Origin of the sequence: Microcoleus sp. AS-A8, assembly GCA_039962225.1 — a bacterium.
In the GTDB taxonomy this organism is placed as follows: Bacteria; Cyanobacteriota; Cyanobacteriia; order Cyanobacteriales; family Coleofasciculaceae; genus Allocoleopsis.
The window spans coordinates 101716-123973 of sequence record JAMPKV010000016.1 but is presented as its reverse complement, the minus strand read 5'-3'; the positions used below and the strand labels follow the sequence as shown (position 1 = coordinate 123973).

Below are 22258 nucleotides of genomic sequence, written 5' to 3'. Positions count from 1 at the left end.
CTCCAGCGCCTTTGTCATCGTGCTACACAACTCGGTTATCATCTTGCACTCACGCCTATTCCTCAACCCATTACTTAAACTTATCTCCTTCGGAGACTTTCAAAACAGGTCTAATCACACTAACAGGACTTACGCATTGACAAAAAGTCGAGCTTGCAGTCTTCAAACAACAAGGCGATAGGACACTACATCTTAATATTGTCCCGAATCCAAGGACTTAGAGCAGACAACTGGGCAGGAATTTCACAGCGTTCACTCAGTTGGAATGTATCAGAGTCAAAAAATTAATTAGCAATGGGTACGATATCCGGATAAATTTCTTTAAATAAGTTATTCGTGAATATAGTTTGAGAAATCGTGCTAGGTCGTCCAGATCTACCACACCTGATTGTCTTCCTGTCAATGCATAGTCCTGTAGGCTATTTTTATTGAACGTAGAAAAAAAGAGGTTCCTTTTCCAGGAAAAAAAACTTGATATTCTACAGCCAAGCGAAGGTATATGAGGTTAGAATCGTGTTCGTTTATCTCATAATTACCCTTATATGTCTAGAGGCTCAAGAGAACAAGAAGTACTCAGTAATAAGTTTGGAACAATTACAGACAAACGGGTTATATTTCTGAGCAATAAAGATTTATTTCAGAACGGTTCTCGCGAGGAAATGACTTTTAAGCAGGTAGTTTCTGTTCGTTTTTATCAGCAGAAATCTTTTGCCGCTATTCTTACAGGTAGCATTGGCATATTGTTTTCCATCGCTGTGGTTAGTCTTCTGCCTGGTAACTTAGTTGCACTCATGTGTGGTTTACTCATTATAGCCTTGTGTGTTTGCATCGCTTACATAGGTATTGCAGGCTTTCCCACAGTAGCCGTTACCACAACCGAAGGTAAAATTACTCGCGCTAGAGGTTGGCCTAATGATAAGAGTGAAGCTAAAGCGTTTGCGCTCGTTTTGCGGGAAAAAATCGGTGCTTAGAGTAGGCTTTCTGTACTAACTGCTGTATCAGCTATAGCAGTCCTATTTGATTTGTGAACTTAACTTGTTTTAACGAACCACAGAGTCACAGAGAACTCAGAGAGAAGAGGAAGAAGAGAGATTTGAGAGGTTCACGACTCAAATAGAATTGCTATGGTGTAGTGCGTTGCAAAATTTTCTAATTCCCATTTTTTAACAGGGATTGAGTAGGGTAAGAAGTGTAACTGGCTGTTATGCAATTGGCTGTGTAGCTAGTTTTTCTTAGAGTTTAGAATTTTTTGGCGATCGCTCCAGCCGACTGACGTGATTTAGGGAATTGTCAGTACGCTATCTTAAGCCTCGCTGTTAAAATTCAGCGTATTTACGGAGATGTTAAAGATTGGTTTCTAAATCTAGGTGTATTCTCGAATTTAGAACTAATTGATAAAGTTTATCATTGATTTTGAAATTTAAATCCAGTAAAACCTATGGAACCGTTTATCGTTCAAGGCACAATTAAGCTAGCAGAAGGTATCTACTATCTCCTTACAGATACAACAGAATATCATCCAGAGCGTCTGTCGGGAAACATGCTTTCTCTATTTCAAAACTTTAAGAGTTCCTATGACTCCAAAAACACAACTCATTTGAGCCGACTATTTTCTGATTCTTACTCAGGTTCTTTGTATAAAGCCAAAACCAAGGCTACTTTTATTCAATTATTAAAGCAAATGTTTGATGTACTTCCAAAATTTGCACATCCTAGCCTAAGTATTAATATCTATCAAATAACAAAGGATAGTGACTCAGTATTTGGTTTAATTGTAGACTTTAAAAGTAATGTAAAGGTGGCTTTTATCCCTCTTGCTTCTATTGACTCAGGTCAAGTTTACATCGAGGCTCGTCCTGAAGGTGAATATCGTATCTGGAGAATTACGTGCATTGACACAATAAACAACTAAAAATCTCCTAACTAACCTTTTTATATTTAACAGCTCCGAATCAGGTTCAAGCATCTACTACCTATCATGAACACTTCTGCAACAACATCTTGGGACAATGTTCGCGCCGCCTTCAAAAACATCTGGGGATATGATGATTTTCGATTCCCCCAAGGTGAGATTGTTCGTAGTCTCTTAGAAAAACAAGATGCTCTAATTGTCCTACCCACTGGTGGCGGCAAGTCGATTTGTTTTCAACTCCCGGCACTCCTACAAACGGGTTTAACGTTGGTTGTTTCTCCGCTGGTTGCACTGATGGAAAATCAGGTGCAGGAATTACATCAACTGAAGTTACCCGCCGCCCTTTTGCATAGTGAATTGCCAACCCACCAACGACGGCAAACGCTTCAAGCTTTAGAACGTCAGCAGTTACGATTACTGTACCTATCGCCGGAAACTTTATTGAGTGCACCCGTATGGGAACGGTTGTGTCAGCCACAGCTTAAGATTAATGGGTTGATATTAGATGAAGCCCACTGTTTGGTGCAATGGGGTGATACCTTTCGACCCGCTTATCGACGTTTAGGTGCAGTACGACCCGCCTTACTTAAATGTAAGCCAGCAGGTACAAAAATCAGTATAGCTGCCTTTACTGCAACGGCTGACCCCATCGCCCAACAAACAATCCGCAATGTCTTGCAACTGCAACAGCCAAAACCTTTTTTAATCAGTCCTTATCGCCAAAATCTTAACCTAAAAATTCAAACTATCTGGACTCCCAGAGGACGCCGCCAGCAACTATTAAAATTTATTCAAGCACGACAGAATCAAACAGGGTTAGTCTATGTTCGTTCCCGACGGGAGAGTGAAGAATTAGCGGAATGGTTGGGTTCTTTGGGTTATGCAACAGCGGCTTACCATGCGGGACTCAGTCCTGAGGAACGTCGCGCTATTGAAGCAAGCTGGCTGAGTGGAAAAAGTCAATTTGTAGTTTGCACTTGTGCGTTTGGGATGGGTATCAATAAGCCTGATGTTAGATGGGTGATACATTATCAATCCCCTCAGTTGTTATCAGAGTATATCCAGGAGGTGGGCAGAGGGGGACGGGATGGTAAACCTTCTGACGCCCTGACGTTGATCAGTGAACCCACAGGCTGGTTCAATCCAGAGGATAAGCAGCGACGTGAGTTTTTTGTTGATAAAATGCGATCGCAATATCAAGATGCCCAGCAGTTGGTGAAGAAATTGCCACCTCAGGGGGATGTGGCAACGATAGTTAAGCAATATCAGGACGGTGCAATTGCTCTGGCTCTCCTCGATAGTGCGGGACAATTAGAATGGCAAGACCCTTTTCACTATCGCAAACTCCCTTCAGGAAAGTCTCAAACTCTTGCTCAGTTGAGTATGACACAGGAGAAGGTACAAAAGCAGATGACTCAATATTTAAATACTCGTGAGTGTCGTTGGCAATTTTTGTTAAAGGCGTTTGGTTTTAATCAAGAAGCGGCTGGGTTTCGCTGCGAAAATTGTGATAATTGTACTCGTCGATAGGAATTCTCTGTAGAGTTTATGATTAACGAACCCCAGAGACGCAGAGGACACAGAGAAGAAAAAAATGAGAGAGAACACAGAGATAGGCTGAGGTTTTTGTCTCTATAAAATTTTTCTTTCCAGAGGCTAGAGTTAACTTCCCAGACCGCATCTGCCATTGGGAAGTACTGTTGTCCAATTCTTTTTGACTAGGGCTAGTTGAGCCTCAGTAATGATGGCATTTGAGAGGTTAGCGCCACACAAATTAGCTCCTTTGAGATTGGCATTCGATAAATTAGCCTCACACAGATTGGCTCCTTTGAGATTAGCTTTGGAGAGATAGGCAAAGCTGAGATCTGCACCTTGCAAGTCAGCTCCTGACAAATCGGCATTACTAAAGGAAGCTCCACCCAAATTTGCCTTTCGCAAATTCGCTTGGTTTAAGTTAGCCTGACCAAAATAAGCATCTGATAAATCGGCTCCTTCAAAAATTGTTTTTGCCAATTTAGAACTGTAAAAAAGTCCCCCAGATAAGTTGGCATCTTGAAGATTCAACCCACTCATATTCTGAAAGGCAAAATCCCTCTCACCGTTTTTATACGATTCTAAAAGTAAATGACTCTTGGCATCTAAGGAGTCAATTGCGTTCAGAACTTCCTGAGCCGATTGATAGCGATAGCGAACCGATGGTTCCAACATTTTATTCAAAACTTCAGTAAACTGGTCACTGATTTGAACGTATGGCTGCCAAACCATTTGACAGGTTGTCGGCTCGTAAGGAAAGTGGGTTGGTAGTTTACCCGTCAATAAATAAATACAAGTAACGCCTAGTGCATAAATATCACTGGCAAAAACAGGTCGCATGGCTATCTGCTCTGGAGGAGCAAAGCCTTGAGTGCCGATGGAAGTATCTGTCCAAGTGGTTTGCTCGGAACTATTCTCTGGATCATCTTGGCAATTCTTAACCGCACCAAAGTCAATCAAAACCAGTTGGTTGTCTTGCTGGCGACGAACGATATTGCTGGGTTTAATATCCCGGTGAATCAACTTTTGGCTATGGATAAATTCCAGTACTGGCAGAATTTCAATCAAAAATTGCTTCACCCCAGCTTCACCGAGGGTTCCAGACTGTTTAATTTCCTGCCGTAGGGTTGAGCCGTTGATGTACTGTTCCACGAAGTAAGGGGGTTGAGCCTCTTCACAGTATTCCAATAGCTGTGGCACTTGGGGATGATTGCCAATTTGTTTTAGGGTTTCAGCCTCTCGCTTAAACAGCACCTGTGCCATTTCTATAATGTGCGATTCAGATGTTGTCGGATGCAGTTGCTTGATCACACAATGCGGATGACTGGGTAGAGACTCATCTTGAGCTAAAAACGTGACGCCAAATCTGCCCCGCCCCATCATTTTGAGTATACGATAGCGATCTCCGAAGGTCTTGCGATCCGCGTAATCGCGCAGGAACAGTTCGGAGCGATAATCTTGACAGATATCAGTGTGCATGAGATTTTTAGGATGAGAACAGTCCGGATTTATGCAGTAGCTCACTGAGCCTTACTGATTCAACGTCTCCCCCGCTGCGACTAAAGCTTGTGCTTGCAGCACCCGGCTTAACGCGATCGCTGTAGTTAGAAATGCACCACCGAAGGTATACTCTTTCTAGCCAGTCTTCGCCAAAAATCTGTTGTGAAACTAGAAGAGCTCTTTTTCACCCGCTACTCAGGTGTCAATGACTCAATATATTATCGATAGCAACCCATTCTTTGTAAAGCTTCTGTAAAGATAGCTTCATTTTATATAAAGCCTCGATGAAGTTAGTCTCTCGACGTTTTCGAGTGAGTTGGGACTGGGGGGTTGTCACAAGTTTAAAGTTGATTATTGGCTAACGCTGACTAGAATCTAGCCGACCATTGCATCATCTTCCTTTGTGTACATTATCCTAGCCTAAGAGCTTCCCTCCTTCTGTCCAAAGGAGGGAATTGAGCAATAGGCTAACTTTTCGTTACCTTGCCGCCTCTTGTGTTTGTGAGGAGCAAGAACAACTGAATCGGGATGTCCTTACAGTTTTTTATCCCGATCGCGACGACGGCGATCGCGCCACTCAGCCGCCGTTAAGTACACGACACCCACACTGACTAAAGCCAATAGTCCTAGGGTCGCAAAAAATAGAACCGTTACAAAAGGACTTTCCACAATGCTCTAAAAACCGTTGCGACCCCAAACAACCATTGCAATTGACCAAGTGAACAGCACCAGTACGGAAACCCAACCCAATGACAAAATATCCATAGCGATATATAAAACTACACAATGATTCTAAGGCTTATGATAATTCAATTTGACCCATGTTTAACTTCAGATAAAAATTGTGAACAACTCTTCTAACCTAATGATTGAGCGCATCGAATCCCTGAAAGCCGGTACACTCGCCGCTTTGTCATTTACACTGGCTTACAGCCTCACCGTGGTGGGCAATCGTTGGGTGTTAGCCCGGACATTTGAGACACTTGCCTCCTTCCCTGTGACTACCACTCTCGATCTGGTCGTCAAAATTGCTGTGGCCTGGTTCAGTGGCTTCCTGTTTGGCATCACCTACCGTTATGTAATCCGAGAGGATGAAAATCCTCACCTCAAGGATGGGGCTGTCTTAGCCTTTGGTTTAGTGCGGGCATTAGCACCTGTAGAGGGGCAGCCAAATTTGACTGACGCGATCGCCTTATTGGGTGTCCTAGGAGTGGAGAGTCTTTTCTGTTTTGGTTTTGCCCGTCTTATTCTGGATTGGGCACTCCAGCGCCACTGGATCAAACCCTTCAAGTCAACGTCTGCCCTTTAATGTTTGGCTGACCCTATCTCTAGTTTCGGTTAACGACTAAAAGTCCCCTGTCAGGATTAGGTATAGTTGTTGAACAAAAGCGCATTAAATAGAGCAGCAAGGCACAAACCAGTGAGTATGATCACAAGTATGTTTATCATAGATAACCCCATTTTTGTGTCCTAACAAAATAATAGCTTAATAATGTCTTTAGAGTTGAAAGCCATTGATTGGGTTAAGAAGGGATGATCAGAAGGTTCACTCGAAATTACCACCGTCTCAACAGCCGTCAGATGTGAACAGTGGCTGATTTTTATTTTTGGTGGGAGAAAAATTCCTCACCAAAAATAGGGGTGGGTTTCACTTAGGGAGGTAAACCCCTAAATGAAACCTAGCCAGTGATTGAAATGAAAGTATTCTCTGTTGGGGCTGATGAGTCGCCTAACACACCCTACCTCCGAATACTTTTTAATTGAGCGTTAGTACTTCAAACTCCGGATTGCCATACATCTGTGTCCGATCAACCGCTGAAAGAATTTTATGATTGGCGCTATCAGCATCCAAACATTGGCACACCAACTGCGCGACATCCGCCCGGTGAATGGTTCCAGCTACTTTGTAGTCTTCCGTTAGCACACCATTTCCGGTTGCGGGTTCGGACTTTAACCCACCCGGTCGAATCACAGTGTAAATGAGTCCACTGGCGATTAAGTGTTTCTCTGCCTGCTCTTTTTCGATCAAAACAGGTTTCAACGTTTCTAGCGCTTGTGGCGGTATGGCAACAACACTTTCCCCACTCCCAATGGAAGAAACCAGGATGAACTTTTGCACTCCCGCCTTCACCGCCGCATCAATGAGATTTTTGTTCCCTAGATAGTCAGCTCGTGTACCATCTTTGGGTAAGCCCCCAATCGTACTGATCACAGCAGAGATGGGTTCATCTCCCAGCATTGCCTGTTCCATCGCTGCTGCATCTAGGGCATCTCCCATTACCACTTTAATTCCCATCGCTTCTAGCTCCGAGCGAGAATCGGGCGATCGCAGCAACGCTTTGACTTTCTTACCTTGTTGGGTCAGGTATTTGGCAATTTCTCGACCAACGCCCCGACTGGCACCAGCCAGAAAAATGTAGGACTCATCTGTCATGTTCGGTTCCTTTAGCTATTGTGCTACCCCCTATTTTATCGGGTTTACCGAACCGAAACTATTTCAGTTTTCCGTACTACTAGGGAATTTAAATTAGGGTCGGGAATCATGATTAAATTAGTCGTTAAAACCGAATTCCTGTGCTGTGCTTTATCAATAATATGAAATTCAAAGGCAAGAAAAACAAATCTGAATCGTTGAATCGAGGTAACAGTTATGGCATTAGTTCGTTGGAATCCCTGGAGAGAACTCAACACTCTGCAAAGCCAAATCGATCGCTTATTCGATGAAACTCTAACCCCCGCTACCAGTTGGGAAAGAGGCTTGTTAAGAGTTCCTCCGGCTGAGATGAAAGAAACAGAAGATGCGATCCATCTGAAGCTAGAAGTTCCAGGGCTAGAAGCAAAAGACCTGGATGTACAAGTTACAGAGAATAGCGTTTCTATCAGCGGTGAGCGTAAGTCGGAAACAAAAACTGAAGAAAGTGGGAAAACCCGCAGCGAATTCCACTACGGCAAATTCCAGCGTGTGATTCCCTTACCGACTCGGATTCAAAATACTAACGTCACAGCAGAATACAAAGACGGCATTCTGAATCTGACACTCCCCAAAACAGAACAAGAGAAGAATAAAGTTGTCAAAGTAAATCTAGAGCAATCCGTTGCCTAATTTACTGAAAGTAATTTGCTGTAACTCGTTCTTCTAGGCAGTAGAAATAATCTCACCTTGGAGTCCGGTTGCTCTGATGCAACCGGATTTTTTATGAGCAAATTCAACTCATATTATTTCCATTGGCATCGGAATTAACTCAGATTAGGGTGCAAAAACTCTGCGCCCCTCGGCGTAACCCTTTGCCCTCTCTGCGTTAAAAAACATACTATTGAGATGCCAACAGATTCCTATCACTTGATTGATGAAAAAAAGCTGCAATCAAAGATTGAGACAGAGCTGAACATACTCAACTTGTTCACCTAAATCCGCAGACCCTGCTGTATTATCGACAAATTTTGCATTCGGATAAAGCCGCTGATCAGAAATATCTAAGAGCTGAGAGCCAAACGCTAACCATTGTTGAAATACCTCAAAGCGACCATCTTCAGGATGAACGACTTGATAAACTCGTACCCGATTTAACCGCTTGCTCTCACGACCGATACACCGGATGCCATAGCCGATTTTATCCAAAAGGCGTCTAATAATGATGATCGGAGTTGCATTTTGTGCCAGTCCAATTCCCAAAGTCGTCTTGATCGCAGCACGGTTAGAAAGTGCCAATTTCGCCATTGCCTTCAAGTCTTCATCCGTATTTCTTAACTCTCGCCCCTGATCCTCCAGCAACACCGGAACACCTAAGAGTTCCATGGTTCCAATCGTGGCTCCCAATTGGGAACGGTTGAAGTCCGGCAGGAAGATGCTACCGCCCCCCAACTCAATTAGGCGACGTGCAAAAGCGGCATCCCGTTGAGCCAAATAGTCTCGTCCCAAGGTGAGAAAGTAATGAAGTAACAGCTTGGAGTACCAGCCTTCGTCATCCTTGGCGACCAATGGAGGCGTAACCGGGATACCATAGCGCAACTTTAACTCATGCTTGCGAAGTGCCCGTCGCTGGAATGGAGTCTTGACCAACTGTTTTTGCAGCGCTTGATACTGGCGCGCACTGAGATCTGGGGCGTAGGCGATCGCTTCACACTCGGCCTGATAGTTTTGCTCTCTCACCGCTGCGATCGCCATTGTGAGCGAATTCGTCTCCGTTTCACCTTCTTCCCCATCCGATTTTGAATGCTGGATGTTGGATGTTGGATTTTTTGCTAACCGCTCAGTCCCTACCTTTCCTAAGCCACCATCCCTCAAGGAATCTTCAACGATGTGATGACCTTCCGCTAGCAGTGCTGCCAGCACGGATTCTCGATACTTTTGCATCGAGGCGTTATGCCGAACAGCCATCTTGGCCCAACACAACAGAGATTCGGCCTGAAACCCCATCTCCAAATCATCCAAGGCATCAAAGTCCGATTGCTGTAATAACTTTATATTGAGCTGCGTCAGACTTTGCCCCGATGTGAGCAACCCAGGAATTGAAGTCGAGCCATTGCCAACCCGATTAAAACCATAAGCCGCCACCCAAAGAAACCGAGGCAAATTTTCACGCACTCGCCCCAGCGCCTGCCGCACTGAGTTCTCGCTTTGAATTCCTTGAGCGATACCCCAAACCGAGGTGAAATGCCCTCGCACATCGATACTCACTCCCGTTTCAATCGCCGGACTCGCTAAGACAATGTCATAGTTCGGCAAAACCTGATTCAGGTTGCTCATGCATCCATAAGCCGGATGAGATGGCTCGGCTAGGGATTCGGCATCAATACGCAGTATCTTGGCTGTGGGGAATCGCTGTTGCAGGTAAGCTTCCAAGGTGCAAGTCCCCCATTGGCTCCCCCGTTTCTGAGCCGAGAGACAGACAAAGGGTTTTCCCCCGTCTTGAATGTGCCGTTCCAAGTCTTGCACCAATCGTTCTGGCTTATTTTCTGTGTAGTGATGAACCTGCCAGGATTCACTCGCTCCGGGTTTCCAATCATTCTGAACAATCAAGGGTTTGACAGGAACGCCCGATAGAGAAATCAGGTAATCCATCGAGATGTCACTCAAGTCAGCATCTGCGACAAAAACCTGTCCTTCGCCCCCCAATACATTCTGCATCAAGGTTTTCAGCGATTTGAGAATGGATACCCGATTGTTACTACAGGTACTAGAGTCCAACCCATGCCACAAAACTTGCTCGACTTCATCAATAATGACCACCCCATCCGACCAGTTGAGAGCCTCGAATTGAGCTTGAGAGGTGGGATGCAGGGAGTCAATGCAAAGACCGTACCCTAATGCTGTACTGGAGTCTGAGCTACGCACCTCAGTAATATAGTTGAGTCCGAAACGTTGGCATAGAGACTCCACCAGTCGCACTCGATGACCAATCACCAAAACCCACTGCTTGCGCTTTAAGGCTTCTTTGACGATACCTTCTAAAAACTGGGTTTTACCCGTGCCTTTGGGAGATTTGATGCCAATGAGTTTGGCGTCTCTGGGTAGGGAAAGTTCTCCCAGATAGCGTTGGTTCACCTGTATATCGGCTAGATAAGTTAGGCGAGACAAAGACTGCGCTTTCCAAGTATCGAGCGGTACTGCCCTCTGGTAAGCTTCGTCTAATGCCGCCTGACCGTTTTCCGCAATGAGGTCATCGATTCCTTTCCCTTGTTCTGGGTTCCAAGTGATAATCTTGACGGAACAGCATTTTTGTGTTAATAAATAGCCCAGTTGTCGGACGGCGGCGTTGACGGCCTTGATAGTGGTGGGTTTTGAGTCTTGGTCGAAGGCAATATAAATGGTTCTCCCTTGGGTTGCCAGTTTGAGTAACTGGGGGATGAGGCGAGACTTGCCGATGCGATTTCCCTGTTCGTCTCGTGGCACGCGATAGCCACCGAATACTCCCGGTAATGCGATCGCTGCATAACCTCCTGTGAGTAATGACCCAGCCTTTTTGGCTCCTTCGGTAATGCACAAGGGAATTTCCGGGTGTTCGATCAGCCACTGCCAGAAGCCAAAATCCGGTTGCTTGGCGTCAATTGCTGCGGGTAGCACGGGGATTTTGTAGCGATCGGCAATGCGCTGCCATAGGTGAAGCGGAACGCGCAGAGCAAACAGTCCTGTGGGTGCTAGGGGAGGATGTTCATACTTAATTAACTTTCCAGCATTCCCACTACGACGAGGAACACTGGGTTTGAAACAGCCCCACAGGTCATCTTCTCCCGTGAGTAGGTCAATCCCGGAACACCACCAACCCCCCTGTTCTGTGTGTTCATAACGCTTGAGGATGTGATGGCTCACTCGACCATCATTCCGTCTTTGGAGTGCGTCGGCGTAAAGTAAATAGTCTGATGGGCAAGAGCCGTTTAAAGGTATAACGTTAAGGCGGGTTAGCTGGTCATCGACACCAGCGGCGTCCCACTCTTGGAGATAATTCACAGTGTTGGCGATCGTGTTGGTCATTGAGGCTTAAGCCTAAATACACTACATCTAGTGGGTAAGCTGAAGCTTTTACAAAATGAACACTAATTATAGAGCTTGTTGAGCAACACCTGGGGCGAGGGTCGATCTCATACACGAAGATTCATCATGAGGTCGGTGCATCCTCTTATCTTGCTTTTTTAGATAAGACGTGATAATTTTCGGGTATTAATACGGTATTCCGATTGAGTTACCGTAGTTTAAATCCAGGAAATTCCCATGAGCAAGGCAGATTTGGGCCAACTAGCCTGTCGGCACTGCCGATATTACCGAATAGAAGGACGGCGGGGTGGATACTGTCAGCTTTTTTGTGGCAGAGTACGAGGCATTTGGTCAGCCTGTTCTCTCGTCGTTCCACCCTTCGCACCCTCTTGGGAAGCACTGAAAAACAGCACAAGGACAGAGCCACAACTTTAACAGAAGTAACTTTTTCTTTTTAATTCACCTGCAACAATCACCTTTACCTGAACGGAGTATGCTGCTCACTGAATTGCGAACGATTTATGAGCGTGACCCAGCGGCACGCAACTGGCTGGAAGTTTTGTTTTGTTATCCCGGAGTACAAGCACTGTTATTGCACCGAGTGGCACACTGGCTATACAACATTAATATTCCTTTTGTGCCTCGCTTCATTTCTCATCTCAATCGCTTCTTCACAGGAATTGAGATTCACCCCGGAGCCAAAATTGGCAATGGTGTGTTTATCGACCATGGTATGGGGGTCGTGATTGGTGAAACGGCGATTGTGGGGGATGGAACCGTGATTTACCAAGGCGTGACGCTGGGGGGTACGGGTAAAGAAACGGGCAAGCGCCACCCGACTTTAGGCAGAAATGTCATCGTGGGAGCAGGTGCCAAAGTGTTGGGCAATATCCAAATTGGTGATAATGTTCGGATTGGTGCAGGGTCAGTGGTCTTGCGAGAGGTGCCCTCGAATCGCACGGTTGTAGGAATTCCTGGTCGCATTGCCCATCCATCCAGGGACGCCGCGAATTTTTTCAACCCTGAACATCTACCCGATGTAGAAGCGCAGGTGATTCGAGTCTTATTTGACCGGATTAAATCTTTAGAGATGCAAATTGAGAGTTTGAAGACTCAATCGACTTCCTATTCAGCGCCGCCAAGACGGGAATATTCCCCTCATTTATTAAAAGATGCTGATCGCTTCATTGAAGACTTTCTCGATGGTGCTGGCATATAATACCTTTTGGCCTGTGAACCGCTACATCTGGCTCTCACAAGATGTGAGGATGGCAACAAACAGGTCATAATAAGATGAGATACCCCGATGAAAAGTGTATAATTATAGTTTTGGGTATACTTAGTCAGGACACAAAAGAGGGAATCATATGTCGCGATATCGAGGCCCGCGTCTGCGGGTCGTGCGCCGTCTAGGCGATCTACCGGGTTTGACTCGCAAAACGCCCCGCCGCGCCTACCCACCGGGTCAGCATGGTCAAGCTCGCAGAAAGCGCTCCGAATATGCGATTCGACTGGAAGAAAAGCAGAAACTCCGCTTTAACTACGGCATTTCCGAAAAGCAGTTGTTGCGTTACGTGCGTAAAGCGCGTCGGGCAACGGGTTCAACGGGTCAATCTTTGCTGCAAATGTTGGAAATGCGGCTAGATAACACGGTCTTCCGCATGGGCATGGCTGGCACAATTCCCGCTGCTCGTCAGCTTGTGAATCATGGTCATGTGACGGTCAATGGTCGGATGGTTAATATTGCCAGCTATCAGTGCCGTCCAGGAGATGTGATTGGGATCAAAAATACTGAACGCTCTAAGCGCTTAGCCCAACAAAACTTAGAATATCCGGGACTTGCCAACCTGCCCAGCCATTTAGAGTTTGACAAGAACAATCTCACAGGTAAGGTCAATGGTGTCATTGATCGGGAGTGGGTGGCCCTGCAAATTAACGAACTGCTGGTGGTTGAGTTCTACTCACGGAAAGCCTAATGGGTTGAAGGTTGAAAGGTTGAATGTTGAAGGTTTTTTTGTGTTGAACGTTGAAAGGATGGAATGTCGAAATTTCATCCCGAATCACCTTCAACCTGCAAACCTTCAACCTGCAACCCGATGACTATCCTCCAATTTGCGACATGGTGCGCGTGTAAGTACCCGTCGTTCCAGAGTCTCGTTGTTTGAAGTTAGTCTCTGGTTTAATCATGAGCAAATGCCTGACCTGCGCCCTGAGGTCAACGGGCTCAACTCCGCTGCGAAGGGCGGTTTTGAGGTTAATCTGATTCGACTCATTCAGCAGACAAGGGCGTAACCAACCGTCGGCAGACAGGCGCATTCGGTTGCAGCGATCGCAAAAACATTCCGACATCTGACTGATAAATCCGAGAGTTCCCAAAGCACCGGGAATCTGGAAAATATCAGCAGGGCCATTACCACAAACAGTTGATTCTGTCAAGCCAAAAACCTCACGAATGCGCTGCCGCAATTCTTCAGATGGCACCCAGGCACGTTCGCCAAAGAGTTTGTCATTGCCAATCGGCATAAACTCGATAAACCGGACGTGCCAGTGGCGGTCAATCGTGAGGGCGGCTAAATCGAGGACTTCTTGGTCATTAACGCCCGGAATGACTACGACATTCAGCTTAAGAGGGTCAAAACCGACGCGGTGGGCGGCTTGAATCCCCTCCCAGGTTTGCTGCCAACGGGAACGTCCGCGATTACCGATAATTTTGTCAAAGGTTTCTGGGTTGAGAGAGTCGAGGCTGATGTTGATGCGCCGCAAACCTGCATCATAAAGATCTTGTGCCATGTCTGCCAGGAAAAAGGCATTGGTCGTCATGGCTAAATCTTGGGTTTGGGGAAGAGAGGCGATCGCACTCACCAAGTCCACAACACCGGGACGCAGCAACGGTTCACCCCCGGTTAGGCGAAACTTTCTAAATCCCACAGGGATAAAGACTTCTTTGAGCAACGTTAGCAGTTCTTCATTCGTCAGCAATTCTTGCCGTAGGATGTAGTCAAGCTCTGCTCCCTCCGGCATACAGTACTGACATCGGAAGTTACAACGGTCGATGAGGCTGATACGGAGATAATCTACCTGGTTCATATTTGCTTTTAAGGGAGCTCGTCTGTCAACCTTCTGGGACTGGCAACACTGAGTTTATTATCGAAAATTGATCTCTAAGATTACCTCGCTCTAACTATTGATTATGCCTAAGAACGCAGATCAATAATGGTTATGCTGCATTGAGAAGGTAGAACTTTTGACGAAATCCCGATTTGCCTCAGTATGTTTCCACAGTGCCTCAAGGTGAGCTGATGAGTATGGCATTCCATCCAGACTATAACTATCAAGTTGGGGGAAGTCTTCCCGTTGATGCTCCTACCTATGTCAGGCGAAAAGCAGACTCTGAGCTTTACGAGAGCGTAAAGCGTGGTGAATTCTGTTACGTTCTCAACTCCCGGCAAATGGGCAAGTCTAGCTTGCGGGTGCAAATAATGCAGCGCCTGCAAGCGGAGGGAATTGCCTGTGCTGCCATTGACTTGACAGAGATTGGTACATCCAACACCACCCCAGAAGATGGGAGAACCGGGTTCTGGCAAAACCATGACGCTGCTGGAATTCACCCGCGACTTGATTGACCGTGCACAGCAAGATGTTAATCTACCCCTACCAGTGGTGTTTAACCTCTCATCTTGGAAAGGTGGAAAGCAAACCATTGCCGCTTGGTTAGTCCAAGAACTGAACAGTCAATATCAAGTTCCCAAACAAACGGGCAGCAACTGGGTCAAGAATGGGCAACTGCTGCTCTTACTCGATGGCTTAGATGAGGTGAGGAGTGATATTCGGGGTGCCTGCGTTCAGGCATTAAATCAATTTCATCAGGCATACGGAGACACAGAGATGGTAGTGTGTAGCCGCCTCAAGGACTACGAAGCTCTGAAACATTGCCTGCACTTTCAAGCTGCCATCTATGTGCAACCCCTCTCCAGCGAACAAATTCAGCAGTATCTCAACAGCGTCGGTACCGGACTGGCAGCCCTGAGAACGACACTGCAAACCGATACTCAGCTGCAAGAGTTGGCAAAGTCACCCCTGATGCTCAATATTATGGCAATCGCTTACCAAGGGATGTGTGTCGAAAACATCCCTAGCATGAGCTTGGAAGAACGTCGCCAACATATGTTTAATGCTTATATTGAACCATAGATTGGCGCAACGAATCGCTGATTTGTATAGATTAAAATACACAGGAACTCTTGGTGTATTGGTAAAAGCCAAACAGTCAGGATATCTCTCAACCGTAGCACCAGTTATTAACATGCTTCGCAGTAAAGGTATGTGGTTGACTGACAAAATTATCAGTGATGTTCTGCGATTGTCAGGAGAGTAGGGTTTGACTCCCAGAAAACATGGAGCGATCGCACTTTTCCCTCATCCCTCTAACAACCGATCGCCTTATCTATCTCAATCACCTAAGAATAACCTGGCAAAATCCTCAGCCGCATCCGGGTTTAGCTGCTTGAGTGCGTTCTTAATTTCTACAATCACATCACCGGCAGGGTCTCTTTGCTCGTGTACCCAGCGATGGACATTTGAGCGGTCAACTCCCATTGTGACCGCCAGTTGGTTTTGGCTAATGCCGTAGGTTTCCAACACCTGTTTAAGCGCTTTGCCTGCTTTGCCCATGCCTCAGATTCTGTCAGAGGCAGAGAAACCCGTAAATGTTGACAAACTGTCAGCGTTCATGACCATCTAAATTTGTTGACATATTGTCAACAAATAATGGCATTGGGGTGAGCCTGGGTAAGGTACTGCTCACCCCAAATCAAAGAGACTCACTCCCGATTTCATCCCTCAAAACCAGTGACTTAATATCACTCAGTCCATCTCTAGTTGACAACACCCGCAAAAAATGACAATAAATGAGCCTCGGCGTGTCAAAATCTCGCAGTAGGAACTCTTGCGAATATGAGTTCACAGAATCTGTGAGTGAGCAGCTTAAGTGTATGGAAACGATGAATCGATTGGGTAAGCCGATTAATCTGTTGGCTGTAATTGCGATCGCTACCACCGGAATGAATACTCCGGCTATGGCAGGTACTGACATCGCATCCTCTGAGGAAAACTTACAACTGGCACAAGCCTCTCTGGTAGGACAGTGCCGTGCTGCCAAACAGCAAATCCCCATTTTCAGGGGATCTAACCCCACCAGTGAGACATTAAGACTTATATCGGCCAATGATGAAGTCATATTGGCCGATACTTCAGTTGGAGCCGATGGACTCATCCGCATTAGTGGGCCTGTCACAGGGTATGTACATGCCATCAACCTTAAGCCCTGTGGTGGCAACACGGAAATCCCTGCAATTAAAGACCTTTGCCGTCAAGTAATTCGCCCCTCTCAAGGTTTAGTGATTCGCAGACAACCCAATCCCACAGCCGCTCAGGTTGGTGGGATACCCTATCAAGGACGGATTACCCTGACTAGCAATCCTGCAACTAACAAAACAGTTAATAATCGTAATTGGGTAGAAATTGCCTTACCTGCCAAGGGTTGGGTTTCCAATGGTTTGGTGACGCAGCCAGAGAACAATTTAGCTTATTGTCCTTAAAGGATAATCAATAAACTTCTGGCAAAAATACCTCTGACCCCACCCCAATCCTCATCCTCACATAAGAGCTCCGGTCGCTCCGGTCCCCTTAATCAGGGGAGGGAGTTAGTTTTTGAAACATGCGATCGCAAACAACGGGTATGGTGGTTCTTCATCCACTTTCAGATTTTATTGACGGCAATGCTGCTGTCAGCCACTCATCTCCTAGCTATTACTATGAAGGACGTTGTCCTCAAAGTGGTGAGCGATTGAAACTGCCCCGCACCCCAACAGCAGAAGCGATCGCAAAAGGTTTGATGCAGCACCTTGCCAACAATGACCGTTATGCCCATGAAGGCAAGATGTATGGAATACTGCTGGTTGAACTCCCGAATGGCGAACAACGGATACTCAAGGCTTTCTCTGGTCTTCTAAATGGTCACAGCAGGGTTGAGGGCTGGGTGCCACCGATTCCAGGACGCCATCAAGTTGCCCTAGAAGAAGCCCGCACCTTGGCTGAGTTGGAGGCTATCAAGCAGGAACTGATTAGCCTGAAGCAACTTCCACAACGGCAGCATTACGAAACGCTATCTCGCGAGTTTGAGCAGCAATTGCAACAAATGAGCGATCGCCATCGAGATGGCAAGCACCAACGACAGCGAAAACGTCAGATACTCTGCGAAACACTCACAGGAGAAGCACTCACTCTTGCCCTCGAACAACTTGACGAAGAAAGTCGTCGGCATGGAATTGAGCGGCGGCAACTCAAACGTCAACAAAATGAAGGATTGCAACCCCTCAAGCAGCAAGTTGAAGCAGCAGATGCCCGGATTCGGGAACTGAAACAACAGCGTAAAGCCCTATCTCGTCAATTGCAGGCTCAGATGCACGCTGCCTACAGCTTGACTAATTTTTCAGGGCAATCTTTATCGTTGCAGCAATTGATGCCAGGAGGCTCGATGCCCACGGGTACAGGAGACTGTTGTGCCCCCAAGCTGATCCACTATGCCGCAACACAGGGACTCAAACCACTGGCAATGGCAGAGTTTTGGTGGGGAGAGTCCTCTGGGAATAAAGTTCAGGGAGAATTCTATGAAGCTTGTGCGGAACGCTGTCAGCCATTGATGGGATTTCTGCTTTCAGGATTGAAATCTAAATCCCTAACGCCCTTTGATCCCCCCCAGCCCTCCTCATCCTCACTAAAGTCCTCGTATGAGCTCCGGCGGTCGCTCCGGCTTAAAAAGGGGGGAGTTAATGATCCCCTCTCCTTGCAGAACAGGAGCTTTACTAAGGAGGGTAGCGGAGAAGTTTCTTTACCTATTGTTTATGAAGACGAATGGCTGATTGCGGTGAATAAACCCGCAGGACTACTTTCGGTACCAGGACGTTATCGTGATTGCCAAGATAGTGTCCTCAGTCGCTTGCGTCATCGGTTGCCGGATGGCATGGCAATTATGGCGGTGCATCGCTTGGATCAGGCAACATCGGGTATCCTCTTGCTAGCGCGTAATCCACAAACTTATCGTCAACTCAGTCAGCAGTTTCAGCAACGGCAAGTTCACAAGGTTTATGAAGCGATACTTTCGGCTTGGGTGACAACTGAGCGAGGAGAGATTAAACTCCCCCTGTGGGGAAATCCGGAGAATCGACCCTATCAACAAGTAGATGAAGTTCGCGGCAAACCCAGCTTGACTCGCTTCCAGGTGATGGCAAGGGAAGGAAACTACACTCGTGTCGAGTTTATTCCCCTCACCGGACGCACCCATCAATTGAGGGTTCACGCGGCTGATGCCAGAGGAATTGGGATACCCATTTTAGGCGATCGCTTTTATGGATGCCGTGCTGCTGCGAGTCGGTTACACTTACACGCGAGGGAACTTCGTTTCGAGCATCCGCAATCAGGACAAATCCTCCATTTACAGGCCAAAACGCCCTTTTAAAGCCCGATCAGCCGCTGGGCGTTTACGCTACATAATAAACCTCATGTCATCAAAAATGCCCAAGGAGTACCTGTGACCACACAGAGCAATCTGCAAGAAGATGAGCCTAACACGATTTCTCCTGAAATCTACGATGTTGTCGTAATTGGCGCTGGGCCTGTTGGGTTAGCCACTGCCATTGGCTTACGCCAGCGTGGGATTGAAAATATTTTAGTTGTCGATCAAACTCGTGCCTTTCGTCAGGTTGGACAGGTGTTAGATCTGCTCCCTAATGGATTAAAGTCTCTTAAATATTTAGCTATTGAAGCTTACGAAGAAGTTAAAAAAACTGGCAATAGGCTATTTAATCCTAAGCCATCTAATAATGAAGAGACGGCGGAAATAGGTCAAGAACTAAAACCTCCAAAGGCTTCACCTAGATGGGTGCAGAAAAATTTTCAGGGTCAGGAAATTTCCTCTATTTCTCTTAACTTCGATGATTGGTTTCAAGAATACGGAGAGGGTCGAGTATCCATCGCTTGGTATGATTTGCAGACGACCCTGAGAAACTTGCTTCCCCAAGACCGGGTGAGAGCCAATCACCGTTGTATTAATGTAGTGGAGGAGCCAGAGCTAGGCTGTGTCCGAGTCGATTGCATCTCTGATACAGGCATAGAAGCCAACCCCTATGCTCATTGGGTAGATGGACAGAAATTAGAGGAGATGCAGCCTCAGTATGAGGAGCAGATTTCTCAACCATTACACACTCAATCCATTCGAGCTAAGTTAGTTGTTGCAGCAGACGGAATCAACTCTACAGTTCGTAGAATTCTTTACGCCGATCGTCCCTACTCTGCTTTTGCACGTCCTGAATATTCTGGGTTTGCCGCCATCGGGTGTCGAGAAATTATCGATATTCCTAAAAATTTATGTACAGAACTTGAAGAAACATACTTTCAAGAATCACGAATTCTCACAATCAGTAATGATGAACTATCCGGAGATACTGCCGATATGGAATCTCCCAGGATAATTTTATTTCACAGACCCAGCGGTCAAGTTGGGTACATCATACATTTGGCTTTATCTCTGGACTCATTGCAGGGAAAGTCTAACTGTTCGTTGATTGATTTAGCTGTGCAAGAGTTGGAGAAGGCTAACTTTCCCAATGTCCTCAAGCAATTAGTGCGTCTATCTTCCCCTGATAATATGCTCCAGCGTCCGTACTACATTCACCGTGCGACTCTTTCAGATGCCATACCACTTCCTCGCACAGCTAATCCTCATCCTCAAGGTCATTCAGTCACCCTTCAAACCCCATGGAGTGATGGGCGAGTGGTATTGGTGGGTGATGCCGCACATGGAATGCCTCCCTTCATGGCTCAAGGGGCTAATCAAGGATTGGAAGATGCACTCACGGTTGTTACATTAATCGCGAAGATTGCACAGGAGAATCATTGGGATAATACACAAGCTCTAGCCCAAGCCTTCGAGAAATATGAGCAACTTCGTCGTCCATTAATGGTTCATATCCAACAGGGAACCTTGAAACCAATGTCCTACCGATCAGAACAAGAGCGGCAAAAGTACAACCAACAGGTGTATTGTCGAAATTTTGAGCAAGTGATTGAGGCATTGTTGTAGGTGGGAATCTATCGGTGCCAGCAGGTGATCTGCCTTCACTCAAAGGCAATCAACTGAAGGAAGAATGCGGCTCGGCTCATTACCCTCTTCATTAGACTTCTTGCATAAGTGGCAAAGCTCTAGGAGATAAGTACTCGTGCTACGTCATAACCATTGACTTGTGCCAGCTTGTCTAATGCAACAACTATTACCGTACAAAACTATACTACCCAGTGAATTTATAGATACTATCGACGGCTCGGTGTCAACTGTTAAGGCAGCCCGCGATGGTACCTACCGATTGGAATGTTTCGATTTCTCTATTACAACCATCAATATTAATCATGGGACGACTGCTGTTAATTAGCTAACCGTCTAGTAAATATAAATACCTGTAGTCTATGAATCTTGCATTCCATCGTGAAGATCAGCGATTGCGTAGTTGGATAGCTAAATTAGCATTTAAGCTTATGAAATTGCGTTTCATCCATAGAGGTTGGTGGCGAATTGTCAAGTATTTTTCCTTACTCGTGCTGGCCTTATTCATGACAATATTTCTGGCTGGTCATCCTATCGCTGCAATCGCGCAAAGCACATTGCCAGAGGCAGTCATACAAGATGCAATGCCAGAGGCGATCGCACCGCAACCGTTACAGGAAATTCGCGGGGTTTGGATGACTGAAAATGACCATGACATCCTCAGAGATCGCCCCAAAATGCAAGAGGCGGTGAGTCAGCTAACACGGTTGAATCTGAATACAATCTATCCTGTGGTGTGGAATTCGGGTTACGCGCTTTATCCAAGTGCCGTCGCTCAACGGGCAGACATCCAACCCTTTGTCCGCAAAGGCTTGCAGGGACAGGATATTCTTGCTGAACTCGCAAAGGAAGCTCATCGCCAAGGGTTGCTCGTGATTCCTTGGTTTGAGTTCGGTTTCATGACTCCCCCAACCTCGGAACTGGCATTAAATCATCCGGAGTGGCTGACGCAACGACGGAATGGCAACCAAACGTGGATTGGTGCGGCAGGTGAGGTGGTATGGCTCAATCCCTTCCTACCAGAGGTGCAAAAGTTTATCACCGATCTGGTGCTGGAAGTGGTGACGCAATATGATGTGGATGGCATTCAGTTTGACGATCACACCAGTTTGCCTAATGAATTTGGCTACGATCGCTACACCCTCGCCTTGTACAAACAGGAAACCCAGAAAAATGCGCCAGCCAATCCCCAAGATCCGGCATGGGTGCGCTGGCGGGCTGATAAAATTACAGCGTTTGTGACTCAACTCAACCAAGCTGTGAAACAGAGAAAGCCGAATGCCATTTTCTCGGTTTCCCCTAATCCCTATGTCACGGCTTACAATACTTATCTGCAAGATTGGCTGACTTGGGTGCGGCAGGGTATTGTGGATGAGCTGATTGTGCAAGTTTATCGCCCTGATCTGCAAAGTTTTGTGGAACAGATTAGCCGTCCCGAAATTCAAGAAGCGCAACAAAAGATTCCTACGGGAGTTGGTGTCCTGACAGGGTTGAGAAATAAGCCCGTTCCGATGCCACTGATTCAGAATAAAGTGCGGACGGCACGCGATCGCGGATTGGGTGTATCGTTCTTTTATTACGAAAGTCTTTGGGAGAATTCACCAGAACCTATAGCGGAGCGGGTATCTAACTTTCAAGCTCTCTTCAACTTACCGGCTTCTCGCGTGGCGATGAGATAACTTTG

20 protein-coding genes and 1 pseudogene are annotated in these 22258 nt (G+C 46.4%); 15 read left to right on the top strand and 6 right to left on the bottom strand.

The features are described 5' to 3' along the window. Positions 1-542: 542 nt before the first annotated feature. The 3 genes from NDI48_23130 to NDI48_23120 all read left to right on the top strand — a co-directional run bounded on the left by NDI48_23130 (position 543) and on the right by NDI48_23120 (position 3442). Positions 543-971, top strand: a complete 429-nt coding sequence (locus NDI48_23130; GenBank protein MEP0834062.1) for a hypothetical protein — start codon at positions 543-545, stop codon at positions 969-971. A gap of 467 nt (positions 972-1438) precedes the next feature. Then, complete coding sequence (locus NDI48_23125; GenBank protein ID MEP0834061.1) at positions 1439-1912, top strand: hypothetical protein; 474 nt, start codon at positions 1439-1441, stop codon at positions 1910-1912. Positions 1913-1978: 66 nt separating this feature from the next. Beyond that, the gene (locus NDI48_23120; protein MEP0834060.1) at positions 1979-3442 is read left to right on the top strand and encodes an ATP-dependent DNA helicase; all 1464 of its coding nucleotides are present in this window, start codon (positions 1979-1981) and stop codon (positions 3440-3442) included. Between the two features lie 132 nt (positions 3443-3574). Here the strand turns inward: NDI48_23120 and NDI48_23115 are convergent, their stop codons facing one another. Together NDI48_23115 and petN are read right to left on the bottom strand one after the other, a co-directional pair. Beyond that, positions 3575-4969, bottom strand: coding sequence for a serine/threonine-protein kinase (locus NDI48_23115; GenBank protein ID MEP0834059.1), 1395 nt, complete (start codon positions 4967-4969; stop codon positions 3575-3577). Between the two features lie 651 nt (positions 4970-5620). After that, the gene (gene petN / locus NDI48_23110; protein ID MEP0834058.1) at positions 5621-5710 is read right to left on the bottom strand and encodes a cytochrome b6-f complex subunit PetN; all 90 of its coding nucleotides are present in this window, start codon (positions 5708-5710) and stop codon (positions 5621-5623) included. A 79-nt stretch (positions 5711-5789) separates the two neighbouring features. Here petN and NDI48_23105 point away from each other — a divergent pair, with 79 nt between their 5' ends. Next, the gene (locus NDI48_23105; GenBank protein MEP0834057.1) at positions 5790-6254 is read left to right on the top strand and encodes a hypothetical protein; all 465 of its coding nucleotides are present in this window, start codon (positions 5790-5792) and stop codon (positions 6252-6254) included. Between the two features lie 447 nt (positions 6255-6701). Here the strand turns inward: NDI48_23105 and NDI48_23100 are convergent, their stop codons facing one another. Next, a complete protein-coding gene (locus NDI48_23100) occupies positions 6702-7379 on the bottom strand; it encodes an SDR family oxidoreductase (protein MEP0834056.1) in 678 nt (225 codons plus the stop codon). 216 nt (positions 7380-7595) lie between these two features. On the opposite strand from NDI48_23100, the gene NDI48_23095 reads away from it, so the two are divergent. Continuing rightward, positions 7596-8048, top strand: a complete 453-nt coding sequence (locus tag NDI48_23095) for an Hsp20/alpha crystallin family protein (protein MEP0834055.1) — start codon at positions 7596-7598, stop codon at positions 8046-8048. 261 nt (positions 8049-8309) lie between these two features. Here NDI48_23095 and NDI48_23090 read toward each other — a convergent pair whose 3' ends face one another. Next, complete coding sequence (locus NDI48_23090; GenBank protein MEP0834054.1) at positions 8310-11417, bottom strand: DUF3854 domain-containing protein; 3108 nt, start codon at positions 11415-11417, stop codon at positions 8310-8312. Positions 11418-11654: 237 nt separating this feature from the next. Here NDI48_23090 and NDI48_23085 point away from each other — a divergent pair, with 237 nt between their 5' ends. From NDI48_23085 to rpsD, 3 genes are all read left to right on the top strand, one after another. Continuing rightward, complete coding sequence (locus NDI48_23085) at positions 11655-11852, top strand: hypothetical protein (GenBank protein ID MEP0834053.1); 198 nt, start codon at positions 11655-11657, stop codon at positions 11850-11852. Between the two features lie 58 nt (positions 11853-11910). Further along, positions 11911-12636: a serine O-acetyltransferase gene (gene cysE / locus NDI48_23080; protein ID MEP0834052.1), complete on the top strand. Its 726-nt coding sequence runs from the start codon at positions 11911-11913 to the stop codon at positions 12634-12636. A 148-nt stretch (positions 12637-12784) separates the two neighbouring features. Continuing rightward, on the top strand, positions 12785-13393 hold the full coding sequence (rpsD, locus tag NDI48_23075) for a 30S ribosomal protein S4 (GenBank protein ID MEP0834051.1): 609 nt from the start codon (positions 12785-12787) through the stop codon (positions 13391-13393). Between the two features lie 124 nt (positions 13394-13517). Here the strand turns inward: rpsD and moaA are convergent, their stop codons facing one another. Beyond that, entirely contained in the window at positions 13518-14504 is a 987-nt protein-coding gene (moaA, locus tag NDI48_23070) for a GTP 3',8-cyclase MoaA (protein ID MEP0834050.1), read from the bottom strand. 212 nt (positions 14505-14716) lie between these two features. On the opposite strand from moaA, the pseudogene NDI48_23065 reads away from it, so the two are divergent. The 3 genes and pseudogenes from NDI48_23065 (at position 14717) to NDI48_23055 (ending at position 15792) form a co-directional block, all read left to right on the top strand. After that, a pseudogene (locus tag NDI48_23065) lies at positions 14717-14977 on the top strand (AAA-like domain-containing protein). Positions 14978-15005: 28 nt separating this feature from the next. Next, a complete protein-coding gene (locus NDI48_23060; GenBank protein ID MEP0834049.1) occupies positions 15006-15608 on the top strand; it encodes a hypothetical protein in 603 nt (200 codons plus the stop codon). Further along, entirely contained in the window at positions 15589-15792 is a 204-nt protein-coding gene (locus tag NDI48_23055; protein ID MEP0834048.1) for a DUF3368 domain-containing protein, read from the top strand. Before NDI48_23060 ends, NDI48_23055 begins: the two co-directional genes overlap by 20 nt. Before the next feature lie 74 nt (positions 15793-15866). On the opposite strand, the gene NDI48_23050 is transcribed toward NDI48_23055, so the two are convergent. Further along, positions 15867-16088: a helix-turn-helix domain-containing protein gene (locus NDI48_23050; protein MEP0834047.1), complete on the bottom strand. Its 222-nt coding sequence runs from the start codon at positions 16086-16088 to the stop codon at positions 15867-15869. Positions 16089-16408: 320 nt separating this feature from the next. On the opposite strand from NDI48_23050, the gene NDI48_23045 reads away from it, so the two are divergent. From NDI48_23045 to NDI48_23030, 4 genes are all read left to right on the top strand, one after another. Next, positions 16409-17014: an SH3 domain-containing protein gene (locus NDI48_23045; protein MEP0834046.1), complete on the top strand. Its 606-nt coding sequence runs from the start codon at positions 16409-16411 to the stop codon at positions 17012-17014. Between the two features lie 119 nt (positions 17015-17133). Beyond that, positions 17134-18933: a pseudouridine synthase gene (locus tag NDI48_23040; GenBank protein MEP0834045.1), complete on the top strand. Its 1800-nt coding sequence runs from the start codon at positions 17134-17136 to the stop codon at positions 18931-18933. A 72-nt stretch (positions 18934-19005) separates the two neighbouring features. Beyond that, on the top strand, positions 19006-20556 hold the full coding sequence (locus tag NDI48_23035; protein MEP0834044.1) for an FAD-dependent monooxygenase: 1551 nt from the start codon (positions 19006-19008) through the stop codon (positions 20554-20556). A gap of 449 nt (positions 20557-21005) precedes the next feature. Then, positions 21006-22253 carry a family 10 glycosylhydrolase gene (locus tag NDI48_23030; GenBank protein MEP0834043.1) on the top strand — a complete coding sequence of 416 codons (1248 nt, stop codon included), beginning with the start codon at positions 21006-21008 and terminating at the stop codon, positions 22251-22253. Positions 22254-22258 lie beyond the last annotated feature (5 nt).